19 protein-coding genes are annotated in these 18,334 nt (G+C 56.0%); 8 read left to right on the forward strand and 11 right to left on the reverse strand.

What is annotated here, in order from left to right; translation table 11 throughout:
* The first annotated feature begins 9 nt into the window (after positions 1–9).
* From qoxB to NNL35_RS01970, 5 genes are all read left to right on the forward strand, one after another.
* Positions 10–1,953: a cytochrome aa3 quinol oxidase subunit I gene (qoxB, locus tag NNL35_RS01950; protein WP_006679560.1), complete on the forward strand. Its 1,944-nt coding sequence runs from the start codon at positions 10–12 to the stop codon at positions 1,951–1,953.
* On the forward strand, positions 1,950–2,546 hold the full coding sequence (gene qoxC, locus NNL35_RS01955) for a cytochrome aa3 quinol oxidase subunit III (RefSeq protein ID WP_006679561.1): 597 nt from the start codon (positions 1,950–1,952) through the stop codon (positions 2,544–2,546). The genes qoxB and qoxC overlap by 4 nt, the downstream gene beginning before the upstream one ends.
* A gap of 1 nt (position 2,547) precedes the next feature.
* Complete coding sequence (gene qoxD, locus NNL35_RS01960; RefSeq protein ID WP_006679562.1) at positions 2,548–2,835, forward strand: cytochrome aa3 quinol oxidase subunit IV; 288 nt, start codon at positions 2,548–2,550, stop codon at positions 2,833–2,835.
* Positions 2,836–3,305: 470 nt separating this feature from the next.
* Entirely contained in the window at positions 3,306–3,473 is a 168-nt protein-coding gene (locus NNL35_RS01965) for a hypothetical protein (protein ID WP_254552884.1), read from the forward strand.
* 753 nt (positions 3,474–4,226) lie between these two features.
* Positions 4,227–5,132, forward strand: coding sequence for an SDR family oxidoreductase (locus tag NNL35_RS01970; protein ID WP_254552886.1), 906 nt, complete (start codon positions 4,227–4,229; stop codon positions 5,130–5,132).
* Positions 5,133–5,200: 68 nt separating this feature from the next.
* Here NNL35_RS01970 and NNL35_RS01975 read toward each other — a convergent pair whose 3' ends face one another.
* The 6 genes from NNL35_RS01975 to NNL35_RS02000 all read right to left on the reverse strand — a co-directional run bounded on the left by NNL35_RS01975 (position 5,201) and on the right by NNL35_RS02000 (position 9,814).
* Entirely contained in the window at positions 5,201–5,632 is a 432-nt protein-coding gene (locus NNL35_RS01975; RefSeq protein WP_006678327.1) for a threonine/serine exporter family protein, read from the reverse strand.
* Between the two features lie 16 nt (positions 5,633–5,648).
* Entirely contained in the window at positions 5,649–6,407 is a 759-nt protein-coding gene (locus tag NNL35_RS01980) for a threonine/serine exporter family protein (protein ID WP_006678328.1), read from the reverse strand.
* Positions 6,408–6,589: 182 nt separating this feature from the next.
* Positions 6,590–7,243, reverse strand: coding sequence for a TVP38/TMEM64 family protein (locus tag NNL35_RS01985; protein ID WP_006678329.1), 654 nt, complete (start codon positions 7,241–7,243; stop codon positions 6,590–6,592).
* Between the two features lie 290 nt (positions 7,244–7,533).
* On the reverse strand, positions 7,534–8,229 hold the full coding sequence (locus tag NNL35_RS01990; RefSeq protein ID WP_006678330.1) for a YjgB family protein: 696 nt from the start codon (positions 8,227–8,229) through the stop codon (positions 7,534–7,536).
* Positions 8,230–8,513: 284 nt separating this feature from the next.
* Positions 8,514–9,371, reverse strand: a complete 858-nt coding sequence (locus tag NNL35_RS01995; RefSeq protein WP_006678331.1) for a VOC family protein — start codon at positions 9,369–9,371, stop codon at positions 8,514–8,516.
* Between the two features lie 32 nt (positions 9,372–9,403).
* Positions 9,404–9,814 (reverse strand): DoxX family protein, encoded by a 411-nt coding sequence (locus tag NNL35_RS02000; protein WP_040732621.1) that lies wholly within the window; start codon positions 9,812–9,814, stop codon positions 9,404–9,406.
* A 180-nt stretch (positions 9,815–9,994) separates the two neighbouring features.
* Here NNL35_RS02000 and NNL35_RS02005 point away from each other — a divergent pair, with 180 nt between their 5' ends.
* Positions 9,995–10,312, forward strand: a complete 318-nt coding sequence (locus tag NNL35_RS02005) for a winged helix-turn-helix transcriptional regulator (RefSeq protein WP_006678333.1) — start codon at positions 9,995–9,997, stop codon at positions 10,310–10,312.
* Positions 10,313–10,409: 97 nt separating this feature from the next.
* Here the strand turns inward: NNL35_RS02005 and NNL35_RS02010 are convergent, their stop codons facing one another.
* Positions 10,410–10,697 carry an alpha/beta-type small acid-soluble spore protein gene (locus NNL35_RS02010; RefSeq protein WP_006678334.1) on the reverse strand — a complete coding sequence of 96 codons (288 nt, stop codon included), beginning with the start codon at positions 10,695–10,697 and terminating at the stop codon, positions 10,410–10,412.
* A gap of 480 nt (positions 10,698–11,177) precedes the next feature.
* Between NNL35_RS02010 and pepT the strand changes: the two genes are divergently transcribed.
* Positions 11,178–12,416 carry a peptidase T gene (pepT, locus tag NNL35_RS02015; RefSeq protein WP_006678335.1) on the forward strand — a complete coding sequence of 413 codons (1,239 nt, stop codon included), beginning with the start codon at positions 11,178–11,180 and terminating at the stop codon, positions 12,414–12,416.
* A 107-nt stretch (positions 12,417–12,523) separates the two neighbouring features.
* On the opposite strand, the gene NNL35_RS02020 is transcribed toward pepT, so the two are convergent.
* From NNL35_RS02020 to NNL35_RS02030, 3 genes are all read right to left on the reverse strand, one after another.
* Positions 12,524–14,473, reverse strand: coding sequence for a GTP-binding protein (locus NNL35_RS02020; RefSeq protein ID WP_006678336.1), 1,950 nt, complete (start codon positions 14,471–14,473; stop codon positions 12,524–12,526).
* 208 nt (positions 14,474–14,681) lie between these two features.
* Positions 14,682–15,239 carry a DinB family protein gene (locus tag NNL35_RS02025; protein ID WP_006678337.1) on the reverse strand — a complete coding sequence of 186 codons (558 nt, stop codon included), beginning with the start codon at positions 15,237–15,239 and terminating at the stop codon, positions 14,682–14,684.
* Positions 15,240–15,303: 64 nt separating this feature from the next.
* Positions 15,304–16,251 carry a helix-turn-helix transcriptional regulator gene (locus NNL35_RS02030; RefSeq protein WP_006678338.1) on the reverse strand — a complete coding sequence of 316 codons (948 nt, stop codon included), beginning with the start codon at positions 16,249–16,251 and terminating at the stop codon, positions 15,304–15,306.
* A gap of 227 nt (positions 16,252–16,478) precedes the next feature.
* Between NNL35_RS02030 and NNL35_RS02035 the strand changes: the two genes are divergently transcribed.
* Positions 16,479–17,618, forward strand: a complete 1,140-nt coding sequence (locus NNL35_RS02035; protein ID WP_006678339.1) for an ATP-binding protein — start codon at positions 16,479–16,481, stop codon at positions 17,616–17,618.
* 128 nt (positions 17,619–17,746) lie between these two features.
* Here NNL35_RS02035 and NNL35_RS02040 read toward each other — a convergent pair whose 3' ends face one another.
* Positions 17,747–18,025, reverse strand: coding sequence for a hypothetical protein (locus NNL35_RS02040; protein WP_006678340.1), 279 nt, complete (start codon positions 18,023–18,025; stop codon positions 17,747–17,749).
* Positions 18,026–18,334 lie beyond the last annotated feature (309 nt).

The following is an 18,334-nucleotide window of genomic DNA, read 5'->3' on the forward strand; positions in this document are numbered from 1 at the left end:
CAAATCTGTATGAAATGGGACGAATTTTTCGTTACCGGAGAACCGATGATCTACGGCGCGATGGCCAGTATTGTCATCGTGTCGCTTGCCATCCTCATCGGGTTAACCTATTTCAAAAAATGGGGGTACCTGTGGCGTGAATGGCTGACGACCGTCGATCATAAGCGCATCGGTGTCATGTATATTATCGCCGCGCTCCTCATGCTGTTCCGCGGAGGCGTCGATGCCCTGCTGATGCGTACGCAGCTCGCAGGTCCGGATATGAAGATCCTGAATGCGCAGCACTATAACGAAATCTTTACGACACACGGGGTCATCATGATTCTGTTCATGGCGATGCCGTTCATTATCGGCTTAATGAACGTCGTTATCCCGCTCCAGATCGGGGCCCGCGACGTCGCATTTCCTCGCTTGAATGCAGTCAGCTTCTGGCTGTTCTTCTCCGGGGCGATGCTATTCAACATTTCGTTCGTTATCGGGGGTTCGCCGGACGCCGGCTGGACCGCTTACTTCCCGCTCGCGAGCGTGGAGTTCAGTCCGACCGTCGGCATGAACTTCTACTCGATCGCGCTGCAGATTGCCGGTATCGGTACCTTGATGACCGGGGTCAACTTCATCGTGACGATTCTCAAAATGCGCGCGCCTGGCATGACGCTGATGCGCATGCCGATGTTCACGTGGTCGGTTCTCATCACTTGCGTCATCATCCTGTTCGCGTTCCCGGTTCTGACGGTAGCGCTCGCCTTGATGATGTTCGACCGGATGTTCGGGGCGCAATTCTTCACGATGGCCAATGGCGGCATGGATATGCTCTGGGCCAACCTGTTCTGGGTATGGGGCCATCCGGAGGTCTATATCGTCGTCCTGCCTGCGTTCGGGATTTACAGTGAGATTATCTCGACATTCTCGCGCAAAAATTTGTACGGCTATAAATCGATGGTATTCAGTATGGTTGCCATCTCGCTCCTGTCCTTCGTCGTATGGGCGCACCACTTCTATACGATGGGTCACGGGGCCATGGTCAACGGCTTCTTCTCCGTCACGACGATGGCGATTGCCGTGCCGACCGGCGTCAAAATATTCAACTGGCTCTTCACGATGCAAAAAGGGAAGATACAGTTCACTACACCGATGATGTATGCCCTCGCCTTCATTCCGATCTTCACCATCGGAGGGGTAACGGGCGTCATGCTCGCGATGGCGAGCGCCGACTATCAATACCATAATACGATGTTCCTGGTCGCGCACTTCCACTATGTGCTGATTCCGGGCACGGTGTTCGCGGTCATTGCCGGCATGTACTACTGGTTCCCGAAAGTTTTCGGCTTCCGTCTGAACGAGCGTCTGGGCAAAATCAGCTTCTGGTTCATCGCGATCTGCTTCAACGTCACGTTCTTGCCGCTGTTCTTCCTCGGATTGAACGGTATGACGCGCCGGATGTACACGTACTCGGCCGAGACCGGCTTCGGTCCGCTGAACCTGATCGCCACGATCGGCTCCTTCGGTCTGGCTATCGGCTTCGCGATTCTCGTGTACAACATTTACTGGAGCGCCCGGTATGCGCCAAGAGACAAGACCGGCGACCCTTGGGATGCGCGCACCCTGGAATGGAGCACGCACAGTCCGGTGCCGGAGTACAACTTCGCCGTCATCCCGAATGTGAAGAGCATGGACGCGTTCTGGTTCTGGAAAAAAGACAAACAGCCGTTGTATGAAGGAAAAATCGAAGAGATCCATATGCCGAATAACAGCGGGCAACCGTTCGTTCTGGGCGTCATCTTCTTCTTCCTGGGCTTCTTCCTCATCTTCAGCTGGTGGATTCCGTCCATTATCGCCGGCCTGGGTGTGCTGATTATGCTCGCGGTCCGCTCCTTCGAGCGCGATCACGGCCATCACATCCCAGTGAAGACGATTCAGGAGACGGAACAACGATTGCGGGGTGAACAAGCATGAAATTAGACAATACGCTGCCGCTTGAATATCGCTCGGAGGAGAACAGCAACCGTATTTTCGGATTCTGGTTGTTCCTGGGGGCAGAGATTGTCCTCTTCTCCACTCTCTTTGCTGTCTATCTGACATTGTGGAACCGTACGGGCAGCGGCCCGACGGGTACGGATATTTTTGAACTGAAGGGCGTCCTGATCGAGACGTTCCTGCTTCTGACCAGCAGCTTCACCTGCGGTCTCGCGATTCACAGCATGCGTCTTGGATTGAAGAAGCCGTCGCTCGTCTTCTTCGGCATCACTCTGCTGCTCGGCCTTGGCTTCCTGGGCGTCGAGATTGCCGAGTTCGTGACGTATGTCCATGAAGGCGCAACCCTGCAGACGAGCGCCTTCCTGTCCAGCTTGTTCGTGCTGCTGGGCACGCACGGCGCACACGTCACGCTGGGTCTGCTGTGGGGAGCGGGGATTATGATTCAGATTTCACGCGAAGGCTTCACGCTGGATACATCGAACAAGTCGTTCATCTTCTCGCTGTACTGGCATTTCCTTGACGTCGTCTGGATCTTCATCTTCAGCTTTGTCTACTTGAAAGGATTGATGTGACATGAAACAACTGTTCCCGATTCGTCATGTGATGGGATATGTCTTCTCTCTCATCCTTTCTGTCGTCGCGCTGGCCGTCATCTTCTGGGATATGTCGTTCGCCATGGGAATGACCATCCTGCTCGTCTGTGCAGCAATCCAGGCATCTGTGCAGCTATTCTTATTCATGCACGCTACGGAAGACAAGACGACGAAGTCGTCCAACATGACGAACCTCGTCTATGCGCTGTTCGTCGGGCTGGTGACCGTCTTCGGTACGCTGTTCACGATGATCTGGGGTTATCAATAATCGGAAATATTCACTTGCGAATAACGCCTGTTCCTATCATGGAGCAGGCGTATTTCAGACTGTCGGCAAAGTCCTGTCGACAGTCTTTTTCTTAGGCAGGGCGGGGCCGGGGAAGGCAGGACCGTTAGGTCAGGGCAAGCGGGTACGGCAGGAAATTGCTGCACAGGCCAGGCTGTTGGAAAACCCCTGTTTTTTTGCGAAGGGGTGGAGATGGTCCATTTTCCTCATCCAAACTTGGCTATCAGAGCGTTTTTAAATCGATTTTTTCTACCGGGTGAAGAGATCCATCACAGGTAAAAAGTCCAATAGACTACTCAATAGCCTGATTTTACGGGATCCAAGCGACCGCGTCGGATGCTGGGGGCGTCATCGCCTTCAGGAAGCATTATCGGCCTGCTGGAAGCATCGTTGCCTCCTGGGGCTTGGACGTGCGGAGGAAATTGCTGCTATTTTACAGGAATTTCGGCTTAATGAGTCCACATCCCGAGGAATTGCTGCAAATCTACATCATTTTAGGCCCTTTTGCTTCAAGCCGAAGCGAAACCGGGGAAATTCCTGTAATTTTGCAGGATTCCCTTTCTGGAAAAGTCGTCCATATCGAATTGCTGTATTTATGCAGGATTTCGCTTACCGAATAGACGTGTCTGGAGAAATCGTGGAGTTTTGCGGATTTCGCCTGCCGGATGGGCGTGTCTAGAAAATGGTGCAGTTTTCAGGCCGGTAGAAATATCCATTCCCTACTCAAAACTTCTTTCTCAACAGCCTGACAGGCGCAGCATTTTTAGCCTCAAGACGTTAAATTCCGAGAAAATTCTGTAAAACGGCATCATTTCGCCATTTTGAACGCTATCTGCGCCTTGCCGCAGGATTATTACTGTATTTTCGCAGTAATCCTATGTTCGCATACTCGTGCCAATGAAATTGCTGCATTCTTGCAGTATTGGCAGAGCAGATAGCTCCGTTCAGAAGCTCAATCCATATCATGGTGTAAAAAGCAAATGGCACAAAAGAAGAGCCACAGCAAGGATCCTCGTATAGGAATAAGGTTGTCGAGACAACATGCCGAAGGAGGATCTAGCTATGACCAGAGATGAGGGGATAGCGCCTTATTAGAATCTATCATGAATCAAGTTCTTCAGGCGCAGGCAACGTAACAGTGGAAGACGAGACACTATGAGGCGCAGGTTTTCATCTTTTTTATTGGCTTTCCTGTCAATTGTCGTCCTGTCGCAACTTGCTTCAGTGGCTTCCGCATACGAAGATAACACAGACCGTATATCGACTCCTTGTACCCCCCTTTTTATCAATGCGATCCGCCGCCTATGTGACCCATCGCCCCCTTCCAGAATAGGATGCTCTAGGCGAATAACTAGAGGGAGGATCCGAACGCTATGCATGATTACCCCATGTATCCATATTACAGTACAATGACGAAGTGCAAGGAGCAGCCGATTACGTTCCCGCCCCAGCATCAAGATCAACAGCCGGGATTGGAATATGTAATGTATCCGCGGCCGATCGCGGAGAATCCGCACTATACCGGCAGCGGCAAGCTTCGGGATCGGGTCGTGCTCATTACGGGCGGAGACAGCGGCATTGGCCGGGCCGTGGCCATTGCTTGCGCCAAGGAAGGCGCGGCGGTGGCATTCGCTTACTTGTATGAAGAGGTCGAGGCGCAGGAGACCCGCACCCGGATCGAACAGTTAGGAGGGCCCGTCCTGGCGATGAAGGCTGATCTGCGCACTAGGGCGGCGTGCTGCGATATCGTGGAGCAGACGGTGCGCCGCTTCGGACGGCTCGATGTGCTGGTGAACAATATTGGCGTGCAGTATCCGCAGCACAGCCTGCTTGATATTACGGAGGAGCAGCTGGAGCAGACGTTCCGCACCAATATTTTCTCCTTCTTCTTCGTCACGCAGGCGGCACTGCCTCATCTGAAGCCGGGCAGCTCGATTATCAATACCGCCTCAGTTACCGCTTACCGGGGCGAAAAGACCTTGATTGACTATTCATCGACGAAGGGAGCCGTCGTATCCTTCACCCGCTCATTGTCCCTCTCGCTGGTCGATCAGGGCATCCGCGTCAACGCCGTCGCTCCTGGCCCGATCTGGACGCCGCTCATTCCGTCCAGCTTCTCCGCCGATCGGGTGGCGGTCTTCGGCTCGAATACGCCAATGAAGCGGGCCGGCCAGCCGTTCGAGCTCGCTCCCGCCTACATCTACCTGGCAAGCGACGATTCCCGCTACGTCACCGGCGAGACGATGCATGTGAACGGAGGCGGGTTCATTACCTCCTGACTCTGACCGCAAGGAGCAGGACGGATCGCTGTCCGGCGGCCAGCCAGGCAGCCGATTGCCGGCCGAGGCTAGGCCGCCTTTCTTCGCATGACTTGATAGATAACCTCGGAGAAGACCAGCCCCATCGCGATCGCCCCCGAGATCATCGCCGCCTTGACCGCAAGCTGAACCGCAATGTCGTATTGATTCCCGACCGCGTGCCGCATCGCGTCATAGGCCATGCCGCCGGGGACAAGCGGGATAATGCCGGAGACATTGAATACAATGATCGGGGTCCGGTACTTCTTGGCGAACACGTGGCTCACCATCGTCACGACGAAGGAGGCGATCAAGGTCGCCGGAATCGTATCGATCGCGACCATCGTACACGACAGGTAGACGAGCCACCCGATTAAGCCGACGAAGCCGCACTGCACGAGATTTTTCCCGGGAACGTTGAAAAGAATGCCGAAGGCAGCCGTCGCGAAGAAGCTGACCGCCAGTTGTTCGATGAAGCTCATTCCCATCCTCCTTCCATTATCCGAGGGACAAGACGCATGCGATGCCGGCTCCGATCGCGAAGGCGGTCAGGAAGGCTTCCGCGCCCTTCGAGATGCCGGAGACGAGATGTCCGGCCATCAGATCCCGTACGGCATTCGTAATCAGCAGTCCGGGCACGAGCGGCATGACCGAGCCGATGATGATTTTATCCAATTCGCGCCCCAACCCATATGCGACGCATAGATAGGATACCGTCCCGATGGCGATCGATGCCAGGAACTCGGCGAAAAACTTGATGCGTACCAGCCCGTGCACATACAGCAGCAGTGAGAAGCCGATGCCGCCCGCCAGCATCGCCGGCACGAATTCCGGCCAGCCGCCCCGGAACATAATGGCGAAGCAGCCGCTCGATATCGTCGCCGCGGCGATCTGCATCCATAGCGGATAGGCCAGCCGGGCCTTATCGATCCGCTGCAGCAAGCGCAGCGCCTCTGCCGCCGGGAGCCCGTCGCCGCTAATCTTGCGCGATATATTGTTGACGAGCGTCACCTTCTTCAGATCGGTCGACCGCTCCTCAATACGGAACAGCCGTGTCGCCGTCGCGGAGCCGTCGATGGCGAAAATGATGCCGGTCGGCGTCACGAAGCTGTGACTGTTCTCGTATCCATAAGCAGCCGCAATCCGCCTCATCGTGTCCTCCACCCGGTACGTCTCGCCGCCGCACTGGAGCATAATTTTCCCCGCGAGAAGACATACCTGGGTCACCTCGTAGCTTGCACTCGGCTGTGCGCTCATTCCTTCACTCCCCATACTGGCATCTGCGCTTCCATAGATGAGATGATTGGGACATCGGCGATGTCCATTCGCAAAAAGGAGAGCCTTCGCTCTCCTTCTCTATCATGCTGCCTATAGTGTAACCGACGCCTCCCGGTTTAGTCCAGATGAGGAAAATGCAGCCTGAAGGCTGCATTTCGAGCTCATGACCCTATCGATTCCTTCCGCTCGAGCACCGGCGGCTCCTGCTCTTCTTCCGGCGGGAGATCCTTGGTGAAGCGCGCTTCGATCTTCTTGCTTACCCATAGCGAAGCGGCAAGGAACAAGACGACATAAATAATCTGAACCGGATGATGAACGAACCGCATGAGATCATGCCCAATATAAGAGACCGCGAACACCATAATCGCCTTGCCGAACGTGACCGCAATGAAGAAGGAGCGGATGCGCATCCGGGCGATCGCGGCCGCCATATTGATGATGACGAACGGGCCTACCGGAAAAATACTGAGAAGGAAGACATAGCTGAACGCATTGCGCCGTACCCACAGCAAGCTCTTCTTCACCTTGGGCTTCTGCGCGTAGCGCTGAAAATAACGATGTCCGGCGATGGAACGGACGATGAGGAACGTGACCATGCATCCGGCAACCATGCCGAGCCAGGAATAGAAGAACCCGAGCCACAGCCCGTATACAGCGGCATTGACGCCGACAATCACGATCGTCGGCAGCGGGGGAATGAACGACTTCATGAAGGTCAGCAGAATACCGGGCAGCGGACCGAACGAGCGGAACTGCTCCAGCAGATTCCTGAGGTTCTCCTCCGTCACGTAAGACATGATATTCGATAACTCCATATTTTCTATGCACCAACTTCTATTCAGCTTGATGGGACAGAGCCGAGCTATCCGCTTCGCCATCTATCCTCCGCCTAAGCATAGCATAAATATCGGGCCAGGAGATTACCGATCCGCGCTGCCATCAATTGTTCAATAATGGAACAGGGACGCCCGCCGCCGGCCGCCCCTGAAGCAGGCTTAGGGCCGCTTCCTGATAAGCGGCGGCATTTCCCAATAGGTCAGCATCCGCCAGAACCACTCCAACGGTTCGCGCGAAAGGGCTAGCCGGCATGCCGCACCAATCCCCATTAGCCGGCCATCAGATTTTTGGCCCCTTGCGGATAGAACACGGAGATATGATCGACATGCGGATTCGGGTTCTTCGCGGTTGGCTTCGGCACAATGAATTTGAGTTCATAATCCGGGCTGGCCTTGTACACATAGATCGCATCGCCTCCGGTCTCGCGCACATCCTTCGACTTGCCGAGCGCCTTCTCCACATCCTCCAGCGTCAGCTTTTGCACTTCCGGATCGTCCGAACGGACGTCGAACAGCTGCATGCCCTTGTTATAGCCGAAGACGATATGCCGCTTCTCATACGTGGCGTACATGCCCTGTCCCGCGAACTCGTCCTTGTCCGGCTCGCCCCATTCCTTCTCCACGTCATCCATCAAGCCATGCTCGACGGCGAAGTCACTGTGCGCGACCCGGCCTTCGGCAGCGAGCTTCATCATCTCCTCTACCTCTTGCTCCGCAGTCGGCTCGCCCTTCTCCGGCACCGGCTTCGTCACCCCGGAAGTCTCGGATTCGCCGGAAGGCACCGATGCGGGCGGCTTCTCCGTCGAGGACGCATCCGTTGAAGGGGACGGTGTCCGGGACGCGGTATCAGTGGTAGTGGCGGGGGTATTGGCCGGCGCCTGCGCTTCCGGCTCCGTGCCGCAAGCGCTGAGCAGCAGGGCCAGCGACAGACTTAACGCCATCGTTATCATCGTATTGCGTTGCATGGCCATCACTCCTTTAGGTTCGGATGATTTACATGCAGATATGTTAACATTGACGTATTCATTCCGCAAATAGACAATCGGCTCTCCTGCATCGTTTTCCCTTTTCTGACACAAAAAAGCGCTTCAACAATGTATCGGCCTCCCTGGTCAACCTCCATTTCTCCCTCACAATCACCCTCCGCTCAGCCGGAGGAAGATTGCAACCGTACACGGCAAAACAGCAGATAGCCGAAGCCATCTGCTGTAAGCTGCCATGCCGCCCGACCTCGAGCGAATGGTATATATCAGGATTGAACTTGCAGAATGAGATGAATCCCGTTCGGATCCACTGTTCGTACCGCGCCCGCTTCCTCCTCAATCGGCGCATGAAGCTGACGCAGCCGTTCCACGGTCTGCTTCCGCGTCTCCTCGTCCGGCAGCATGAGCGTGAACCATTTCAAGCCAGCGCTATGCTTCGCGGGAGCTGACGCCCCAGCGCTATGCCATGTATTCAAGCCAATATGATGATGGTATTTGCCGGTCGAGATGAACAACGCTTGCCGGCCATAACGGGCGACGGTCTCGAAGCCCAGCCCCCGACCGTAAAATTCCTCCGTCTTCTCCAACTCGGATACCTGCAAATGAATATGGCCGATGATGGTGCCGCTTGGCATCGCCGTCCATGGGCGTCCGGTCGCTTCATGCAGCAGGCTGTCAGCCTGCAGCGCCACCGTCGCCATGCCGACCTGGCCGTCATTCCAGCTCCATGTATCCGGCGAGCGATCGGCATAAATCTCGATGCCGTTCCCTTCCGGATCGGCCAGATAGAGCGCTTCGCTCACATAGTGATCCGATGCTCCCTGGAGAGGGTACCCAATCTGGATGAAATATTGAAGAATATCGGCCAGATCGGATCGGCTCGGGAGCAGGAACGCAATATGGTATAGCCCGGTTTTGCGCGGGTTCCTAGGCTCGATCGTATCCGGCTGCTCCAGCGTGACGAGAGGCGTCACGCCATCCGCCGTCAATACGGCGCTGGCGCCGGATTGCTCAAGCACCTGGAACCCGAGGATATCGCGGTAGAACAAGAGCGAGCGTTCGAGACTCTCGACGGCCAGTTGAACATGCCCGACATAAGTAGACGGGTGACGATGAAAATTCATAAGCTGGTTCCCCCTTCAGGCTCTAGGCCTGTTCATGCGCTCGGCTTGCTGCCGAACAAAAGACGATCGAGCGACCACGTATTGCTTGGTGCCAGGACCAAATATACCGCCATCACAAAGTAGGCCAGATCCAGTTCATAGCCCGCCATTTCCGGACTGCCGGTAAAGCCTGCTGCGAACTTCACCTTCACCATCGCCCCAGCCATGATAATAATGAACAGGGCAGCGAAGAGGCGGGTGCCCAGCCCAAGAATAAGAGCGATGCCTCCGATAATCTCAATCAGTGCAACAGCATAAGCCGCAAATCCAGGCAGCCCCAGACTCTCGAAGAATCCCATCGTATTGCCAATGCCGCCCTGGAACTTCTGAAAGCCGTGAATAAGAAACGCCGCTCCCAAAAAGATCCTTAACAGCAGAGCACCTAGTTCGTGAAGTTTTGTCATTTCCGAATACACATCCTTTAATTTTAGAATAGCTGCAACCTGGCGTTGCCATCACCTCGGTTACTAATTACAAGTAAATATAAATTAGTCAATCAATATTGTCAAGTAATTATATTTTTTTGAGAAAGATGCTTATTTCCCATCACCAGTGCTATAATAGAGTTGTAGAGGTGATGGAACATGAACGGAACATCCAGTGAACGATGCCCCCGCTTCGACAAAGCGATGAGCATTTTGAGCCAGCGATGGACAGGGCTTATCATCCATCAATTGTTGGCAGGCCCGCAGCGCTTCTGCACGATGGAATCGGCAATCGCCATCAGCGGCCGGGTCCTATCCGAGCGATTGAAGGATCTCGAGCGCGAAGGCATCGTGCGCCGTGAAGTATATCCCGACACGCCGGTGCGCATCGAATATTCTTTGACGGAGAAGGGACACGCTCTCGAACCGATCATTCGAGACATTGAAGCTTGGGCCGCGCAATGGATCGAGCTGTAACCCGCCGCTGCGCAGCGCCTCGCTGCCGATAACATCAAAGCCGGATCTCCTTCGCGGGAGACTCCGGCTTTGTTCGCTTTCTTTTACCTATAAATACCTACTCCGTCGGCTTCTTCGTGAGCTGCTCCTGCGCGAGACGAATCATCTCCCGCACCATCGTGCCGCCAATCCGGCCCCCGACGCGCCCTGCCGATTCCGTCGACAACTCTCCGTTGTCTCCCGGCTGCAGCGGCACGCCCAGCGTCTTGGCGACCTCGTACTTGACGTCGTCCGGCCGGTTCGGATCTACGGCGAAGCCTTCCTGCCGCATCACTTCCGCCTTGAACGCGTTGACGCCCTGCTCTGCTCCGTTCACGAGCAGCCTTCTTCGGTTCCTGCGGGCCATCATCCTGCCTCCTTGCCAGCATAAAGTATGAATCCTTCATACAATGGCCCGGAAGCGGTCAAATTATGTGCCACGCCTCCACTCTCCATCCTTCCGGCCATCCAAACAGCAGCATGCCGCCCCGGCCTCAGTACGCGTAATGCATCGTTATTTTCGTAATGAACATCACGGCTTGATCGTCTTCTTCATTGCTTATCTTCTCCGTTTCCTTACGTTTTTAACAAGACATAAATAGGCCTATAGTGAACGATTCTCGGTGACGGCATGATCCCGAATGCTGACGGAACGCATACGAGGTAAGCTCTCAAGAAATGATAAGTTCAACAGGTCCATACAATCAGGACCCGCATTTTTTTCATTCATCTCATCCTTCGTTCCTTCCCGAACTGTTGTATGTCTGCAGGGTGAGATGTGTCCTTCGTTCATCGGTGTGGTAGTATGGGAAAAGGGAGTACATACCATTGTTTGAGGTGAATTATCGTGAAAAATGAAATTATTCAACGATTTACAACCTACGCCAAAGTAGATACCCAATCAAATGATGACAGCCAGACATGCCCGTCGACACCGGGGCAATTGGATCTGGCCCGCTTGTTAGCGGAAGAGCTGCAAGCGATCGGCATGCAGGAGGTTACCCTGGACGAGAATGGCTACGTCATGGCCACGCTGCCGGCCAATACGGACAAGGATGTCCCGACGATCGGATTCCTCTCCCATCTGGATACGGCGACGGATTTCACCGGGGCCAACGTCAATCCGCAGATCGTGGACAAGTACGACGGGAATGCGATTGTCTTGAACGAAGCGCTTCAGGTCGTGCTGTCGCCGACTGAATTCCCGGAGCTGGCCAATTACAAGGGCCATACGCTGATTACGACGGACGGAACGACGCTGCTCGGCGCGGATGACAAGGCAGGCATCGCCGAGATAATGACCGCGATGGCCTATCTTCTCCAACATCCGGAGATCAAGCATGGCAAGGTGCGTGTCGCCTTCACCCCGGACGAGGAGATCGGGCGGGGGCCCCACCGCTTCGATGTCGCCGCCTTCGGCGCGAAATATGCCTATACCGTTGACGGCGGCCCGCTCGGGGAACTCGAATACGAGAGCTTCAACGCGGCACAAGCGAAGATTACGGTCAAGGGGACGAATGTCCACCCCGGATCGGCGAAGGGCAAGATGATCAATTCGGCCAAAATCGCCATGGAGCTGCATAACCGGCTTCCGGTCGAGGAAGCTCCTGAATTCACCGACGGCTATGACGGCTTCTATCATCTCATCTCCATCCAGGGAGATGTGGAGCGGACCGAACTGCGTTATATCATCCGCGACTTCGACAAGGCCAACTTCGAAGCCCGCAAAGCGAAGCTCGAAGCGATCGTGAAGGAGCTTCAAGGCAAATTCGGTGAAAAAAGCATCATTCTCGACATGAAAGACCAATACTACAACATGAAAGATAAAATCGAGCCCGTGAAGCATATTGTCGATATCGCCTACCAGGCGATGAAGCAGGTCGGCATCGAGCCGATCATTACCCCGATCCGGGGCGGTACGGACGGCTCACAGCTGTCCTATATGGGGCTGCCGACACCGAATATTTTCACCGGCGGAGAGAATTATCACGGCAAGTTCGAGTACGTCTCGGCTGATAATATGGTGAAGGCGACAGAGGTCATAATTGAGATTATCAAGCTGTACGAACAGCAGGCTGCGCAATAAAGCATGATAAGGGGCTATCCGTATCTGTCACCGTTCGTGACGATGGGATAGCCCCTTGCTATGCAGGCCGGCCTTGCGGCCCGGACAGGCTGCTCTCATGCCGTGCCTCAACAATGCATATGACGCGCCGCTTCCTTCCAGGGCACGCTGTAACCCTGCCCTTTGGCGCAGAAGATAGAGGCTGAGGTGTAGAGCGGATCCGCGTCTTTATTGTACGCCTTCGCCTCTATAATCTCCTCGGCATCATGGCAGCGCTCATACCCGCCGAAGCGCAGCTGTAGCATCCCTTTGCCCTGGGTATAGGCGGCCAGCTCGGCACTGTAATTCATAAAGGTGGCCACCGGCGCCTTGCCCGTTATCACGACCTGCTCTCCGGCGAACTCGGGCGGATCGAATCGGCCGGACGCCTTCTGGATATCGGTCATGACACGTCCCATATGCTCGGACGCGACCTTCACCTTCACCTCATAATACGGTTCCAGCAGCACATTGTCCGCCTGCTCAAGCCCTTGCCGGAGCGCCCGGTAGGCCGCCTCGCGGAAGTCGCCGCCGCTCGTGTGCTTATTATGGGCACGGCCCTTCGTCAGCGTCATCATAACATCGGTGACGGGGGAGCCGGTCAGCAGCCCGTGGTGATCCCGTTCCAGCAAGTACTGCTCAATAACATGCTGATAGTTGACGGTGAGCACATCGGGATGACACTCGTTCCGGAATACCATCCCGCTGCCTCTCGCACCAGGCTCCAGCCGAAGATGCACCTCCGCGTAATGCCCGAGCGGCTCGAAATGCCCGCATCCCGTCACCGTCGATGCAATCGTCTCCTTGTACAAAATGTCCGGGGTCCCGAATGACACGTCGATGCCGAACCGCTCCTTGACCAGCCGCTCCAGCACCTCCAGTTGAATCACGCCCATCACATGGATATGAATCTCCTGCAGCGCTTCATCCCACTGAACCTGAAGCGAAGGATCTTCGGCATCGAGAAGGCGGAAGCACTGGAGCACCTCCTTCACATGGAGCGAAGGCGGGTAGATGACCTTCGACGTCAGCATCGGCACCATCTCGTATGCCGCCCGATCGTCCAGCGCGCCCAAGCCTTCCCCCGCCGCAGCAGCCGACAGGCCGGTAACGGCGCAGAGTTGGCCTGCCTCCGCCCGGTCGGCATTGTCATATTTGCGGCCGTTATATATCCGAAGCGAGGTCACCTTCTCGGCGATGCGGTCCGGCTCAGCACCATAGCAGACCTCGTCCCTCACCTGCAGTGTTCCGCCCAGCACCTTCAAATGGGTGACCCGGGTGCCGTTCGCATCATGGCGGATCTTGTATACCCGGGCTGCGAACGGCTGCTCCTTCGGGCAAGCCCCCGGCGTGAAGGCATCCACCAGCTTCAGCAGAGCGGTTACGCCCACATCCTGCAGAGCGGATCCTGCGGCGCAGGGGAAGAGACGGTGCGTCCGAATCAGTTCGGCCGCCGCGTTCCGCCACACATCCCGGTCGTATTCGTCCTCCATATAACGGGCGAGCAATTCCTCATCGCGTTCGGCGAGGAAGGTGATCAGCCCGTCATCCCATTCCCCTTCGCTACAGGCGGAGCTCATATCGACCGCGTCCGGGGTCAGATGGCCGCGAATATCGTCCAGTACCCTCCCGGCATCCGCTCCGGTCCGATCCGTCTTATTAATGAAAAAGAAGACCGGCACCCGGTGCCTGTCCAGCAGCTGCCAGACCGTCTCGGTATGACCCTGCACGCCCTCCACCGCGCTGACAACGACAATGGCCGCATCCATCACCTGGATGGCCCGTTCCATCTCTGCGGAGAAGTCGACGTGCCCCGGGGTGTCGATCAAGGTATACGTGCTGCCATTGTATGTCATCACCGCCTGATCGGCGAAGATCGTAATGCCCCGTTCCTTCTCGATCTCATGGCTATCCATGTAGGCGTCCCGGTTATCGACCCGTCCACGGCTCCGTATGCTGCGGGTATGGTACAGCAGCTGCTCGGCCAGCGTCGTCTTCCCTGCGTCTACATGAGCGAATATGCCGATTGTTCTATGCATCCTGACACCTCTCGTAGCGGTTTCCGTTTATTGGTACCGTTCCATCTTCGTCATGTTCCATCGCTAAAGAGCTGTTCCCATCATAGCACAGAGTTCGCGGAGGCATCACGGGTCGGCATGGATATGCCGTCATCCGCCCGTTCTTCCAGCTGGCTCAACAGCCGGGCAGCGCGAGCGTATCCCAACAACAACGGTGTGTCACGATATTCTATGAGGCAGAGTGTATGAAAGCGTCCAGCCGCTCCTTCTGAAGAAGATGGTGGCGATAATGCATCTCCGGCATTGCGAACCATTCGGCCGCATTCAACGCGCCGAAGGCCGGATGAGCCGCCGTCCGCTGCAGCCGATCCGCAGCTACGCCCTGCAGAGACGCCCCGATCTCATGCATGCGGCGTCTCGCTTCCTCCAGCTTGGCGGCAAGCTGCTCCTTGCTCTCTGGCTGCGGAGGCGTATACTGCGCGCTGGCCGGCACCTGAATGCGCACCGGCGGGAAGCTCCCTTGCTCGAACACGGCCCGGCCGGCCTCCGTTTTCTCGCCGGCCCCCTCGCTGCCCCCGCCGGGCGCCATGCACTGCTCCGCAAGGCGGAGCTGCATATTCAGCGCGGAATGGGCCAGATGAAGGTACATTTGGCCAAGCGACCACTCGTTCTCGGCCGGCTTCCGCCGCAGCTCCTCCATGCTATACTTGTCCAGCTCCCGCACATATTGCTCCGTAATCTCGTCGAACCGTACCAAAATATCCGTAATGTTCATGTTCTTGTCCATTAAAATCATCTCCTCGAATACTGAAGTCCTCTCAGTATACGGGAGGCCTCCTGACAGCAGTATGTCAGTAGCGATCCGATATTTTCTTCGCTTCTTCGCGAACCTGCCGGCGCAAGGATTCCGGCTCGAGCACGACGACATTCCCGCCCCAGCCGAGCACCCACGACAGCAGATCTTCAGGCCGGCGGACGCGGCAGGTGACCAGCATCCCCTCCGGACAAGGCTCTGCCGATTCCATGTAGTAAGTATTCGATTCCGCCACCCGATCCACGATGCAGGCGTCTACCTGCAAGCGGACCCGGACCGTCCGGTCATCCGGAGGCGTGTAGTCCGACAGGCGGAAATCCGGAGGAAAAGCGAACCGTTCTTCGAGTACAGCCAGATCGGTCATGCGCGATACCCGGAAGTGGCGAATCGCCTGGCGCAGATGACAATAGGCAATCAGCATCCAGATGCCGCGGACGAGCACAAGTCCGTATGGGGCAGCATCACGGATACTGTCGCGGTTCCCGTTGTCATCCGATACGGCCTTCGTATACTGGAACCGAATCATGCGCCTGTCCAGTATCGCTTGATGCAGCCGGTCGAGGCGCTCCTTCTCCGGCCTCCGGTTCGATGCCCGCCGCTCGGAGAGCAGCCGGATGGCGCGGCGTGCGCGATCCGCCTCTTCGCGGACAGGCTGCGGCAGGAGGGCATCGATTTTGCGCCGGGAAGCCTCGGCACATGCGGCGTAGCCGGCAGCGAACTCCTGCGTGACGAAATCGGTGCCGATGAGGAGGGAAACGGCTTCCTCCACGGTGAAGCTGACCGGAGGCAGGAAGTACCCCTCCATCAGGGAATAGCCCTGACCCGGCGTGCCGGAGATCGGCACCCCGGCTTCGCTCAGCGCCTGGATGTCCCGATAAATGGTCCGCACGCTAGTCTCGAATGTTGCCGCCAGATCCTCCGCGCGCCGGAGCCCGCAGCGCTGCAGCTCGAGCACTATCGCCAAGAGGCGGTCCGTCTTGTTCATGCTCCCCTGTCCTCCCTCTCGTCTCGATTCAAATTTATTGTAATTTCCATTGTAACCACAGCCGAGCCGAATTGGCGATACCAATTAGGCGCTCTGCTCTGGCCATCGGACAAGCCCTCAGAATTTTCTTCTCTTCCGCGTTGGATGATATTTACATCGGATCACGTTCATGATATTATGTAATTATGTAATTACGTAAAATAATAAAAAGGAAAGGTTGTGAGAACATGACGAACCGGGATTACGGAGCAGAGCTCGATGCCTTGCAGTCCCAACTGAATGAAATCCAGCAGCTCGTGAAGCAGCTTGCCGACATACAGTCGGAGATAGAGCTCCATGTCGAGGAGGGAGAAGTCGGCGGAGAAGCCCCGGCAAGACACGAGAGTGAAGGAGAGGAAGCTGGAGGCATCCTGTATTCCGGCCGCTATCGGGGAGAGAAAGAAAGCTGCCGATGGACGCCGCAGGAGAGAACGGTCCGGCAGCTGCTCGATCTGGACGGGGAGAAGGCAGCCAAGGTGCTGGCCGCCCTCGGGCATAAGCAGCGAATCGATATTCTCAAGTCCGTATTTACCGCTCCGCTCACCGGAGCCGAGCTCGTCGAACAGCTCCATATGGGCACAACCGGCCAGTTGTACCATCATCTGAAGGCACTGCAGGGAGCCGATCTGCTTGTCCAAGAGGAACGGGGCGGCACGTACGCCATCCCTCTCCACCGGGCCCTTCCCCTGCTGCTGCTGTGGGCCGCCGCTTCCGAGCTGCTCGATGCGAGCGATTATATTGCCCTGACAGAAGCCCGGAACAATGCAGGCGACTACTTAGGGAGCAATCAGAATGGATACGACCCGCTCCATTTGGTAGCGGCGCTCGTCGAGAACTCGATCCTGGAGCACCGAGCCGGGCACTGCAGCGAAGTGCATCTCTTCGTGCACGATGACGGCAGCGTAACCATCGCCGACAACGGCCGCGGGATCCCCGTTCAGGCCTTCGCCCCCGCAGACAAGACGCCGCTGCAGGCGATTCTTACGGACATCGGCCGCAGCAGCCCCAGCGCCTTCATTACAGCGCCGGGCGCCGGGCACAAAATCAATGCCGCTGTCGTTAATGCGCTCTCGCAAAGACTGACGGTCGAGATTCGCCGCGGCGGCAGCATATTCCGGCAGGAGTTCAAGCATGGAATTCCCCAGACCGGATTATTGACGGTAGGGGCGACGCGGGAGACCGGCACAAGCATCACCTTCCTGCCGGATCGGGATCTGTTCCTCCTCCCGGTGTCACCGGAATCTCTGAGCCAGTATACCCGGTCCGTCTCCGAAGCGAACCCTGGGCTGAGCATCCAGCTTCATCGAAGCGACACACGTCCAGATTGATGGCCTCCGAGCCCCCTCTTCCGGAGGGGGCTTTCAGCGCGAGGCACGTCCAACCGGAACAAGTTATTTAACATCATCAACCCCTGTCTACAGGACAATCTTGGAGAAGATGAAAATTCAATGCATACCTACGAATTCTGTAGAAGGATAGCTTCAATGAGTTCGCCTACACTAATCTCATTGAGTTCCTCCGCAAGCCGATCCGCTTTCGTTTTTTTGCGAATCGAGCCTTCAAGAACAATTTGAATCGTTTGGTTTCTATCGATGAGGACGGAATCGACCTCCAGCACATTAGCCAGCAGACCGACGACCACTGCAATCTGCTGCGGCGTCAGCTTCGATGGAGAGGATTTTTTTTTGCCGTTTTTTTTATTGCCGCCGCCTGTTCCATTTCGGTTCCTTGCCATGGCCGTCACCATCCGATCAGACTATAATCGTTTCCGTAGGCTCCCCTCCCTTGGCTCCGAGTCCCATGATGAAGGAAGTAGCAATTACGATGAATACGATAAAAGTAATAATTCTTGCGTTATCCTCTTCGCTCATACTAACCCACCTGTTCCCTAAATGCGTTTTACTTCATCATATGAAGATAACGCTCCCGCGTACCGGATATCGAGCAATTTAGCGAGTTCGTCCGTCAACGTATGGCCTGTTCCTTGAAGTTACGCCGGGGCCATCGTACAATTTCGGTAAAGAGGATACGAAAGGAAGGTACG

Source organism: Paenibacillus dendritiformis, from assembly GCF_945605565.1.
Classification (GTDB): domain Bacteria; phylum Bacillota; class Bacilli; order Paenibacillales; family Paenibacillaceae; genus Paenibacillus_B; species Paenibacillus_B dendritiformis_A.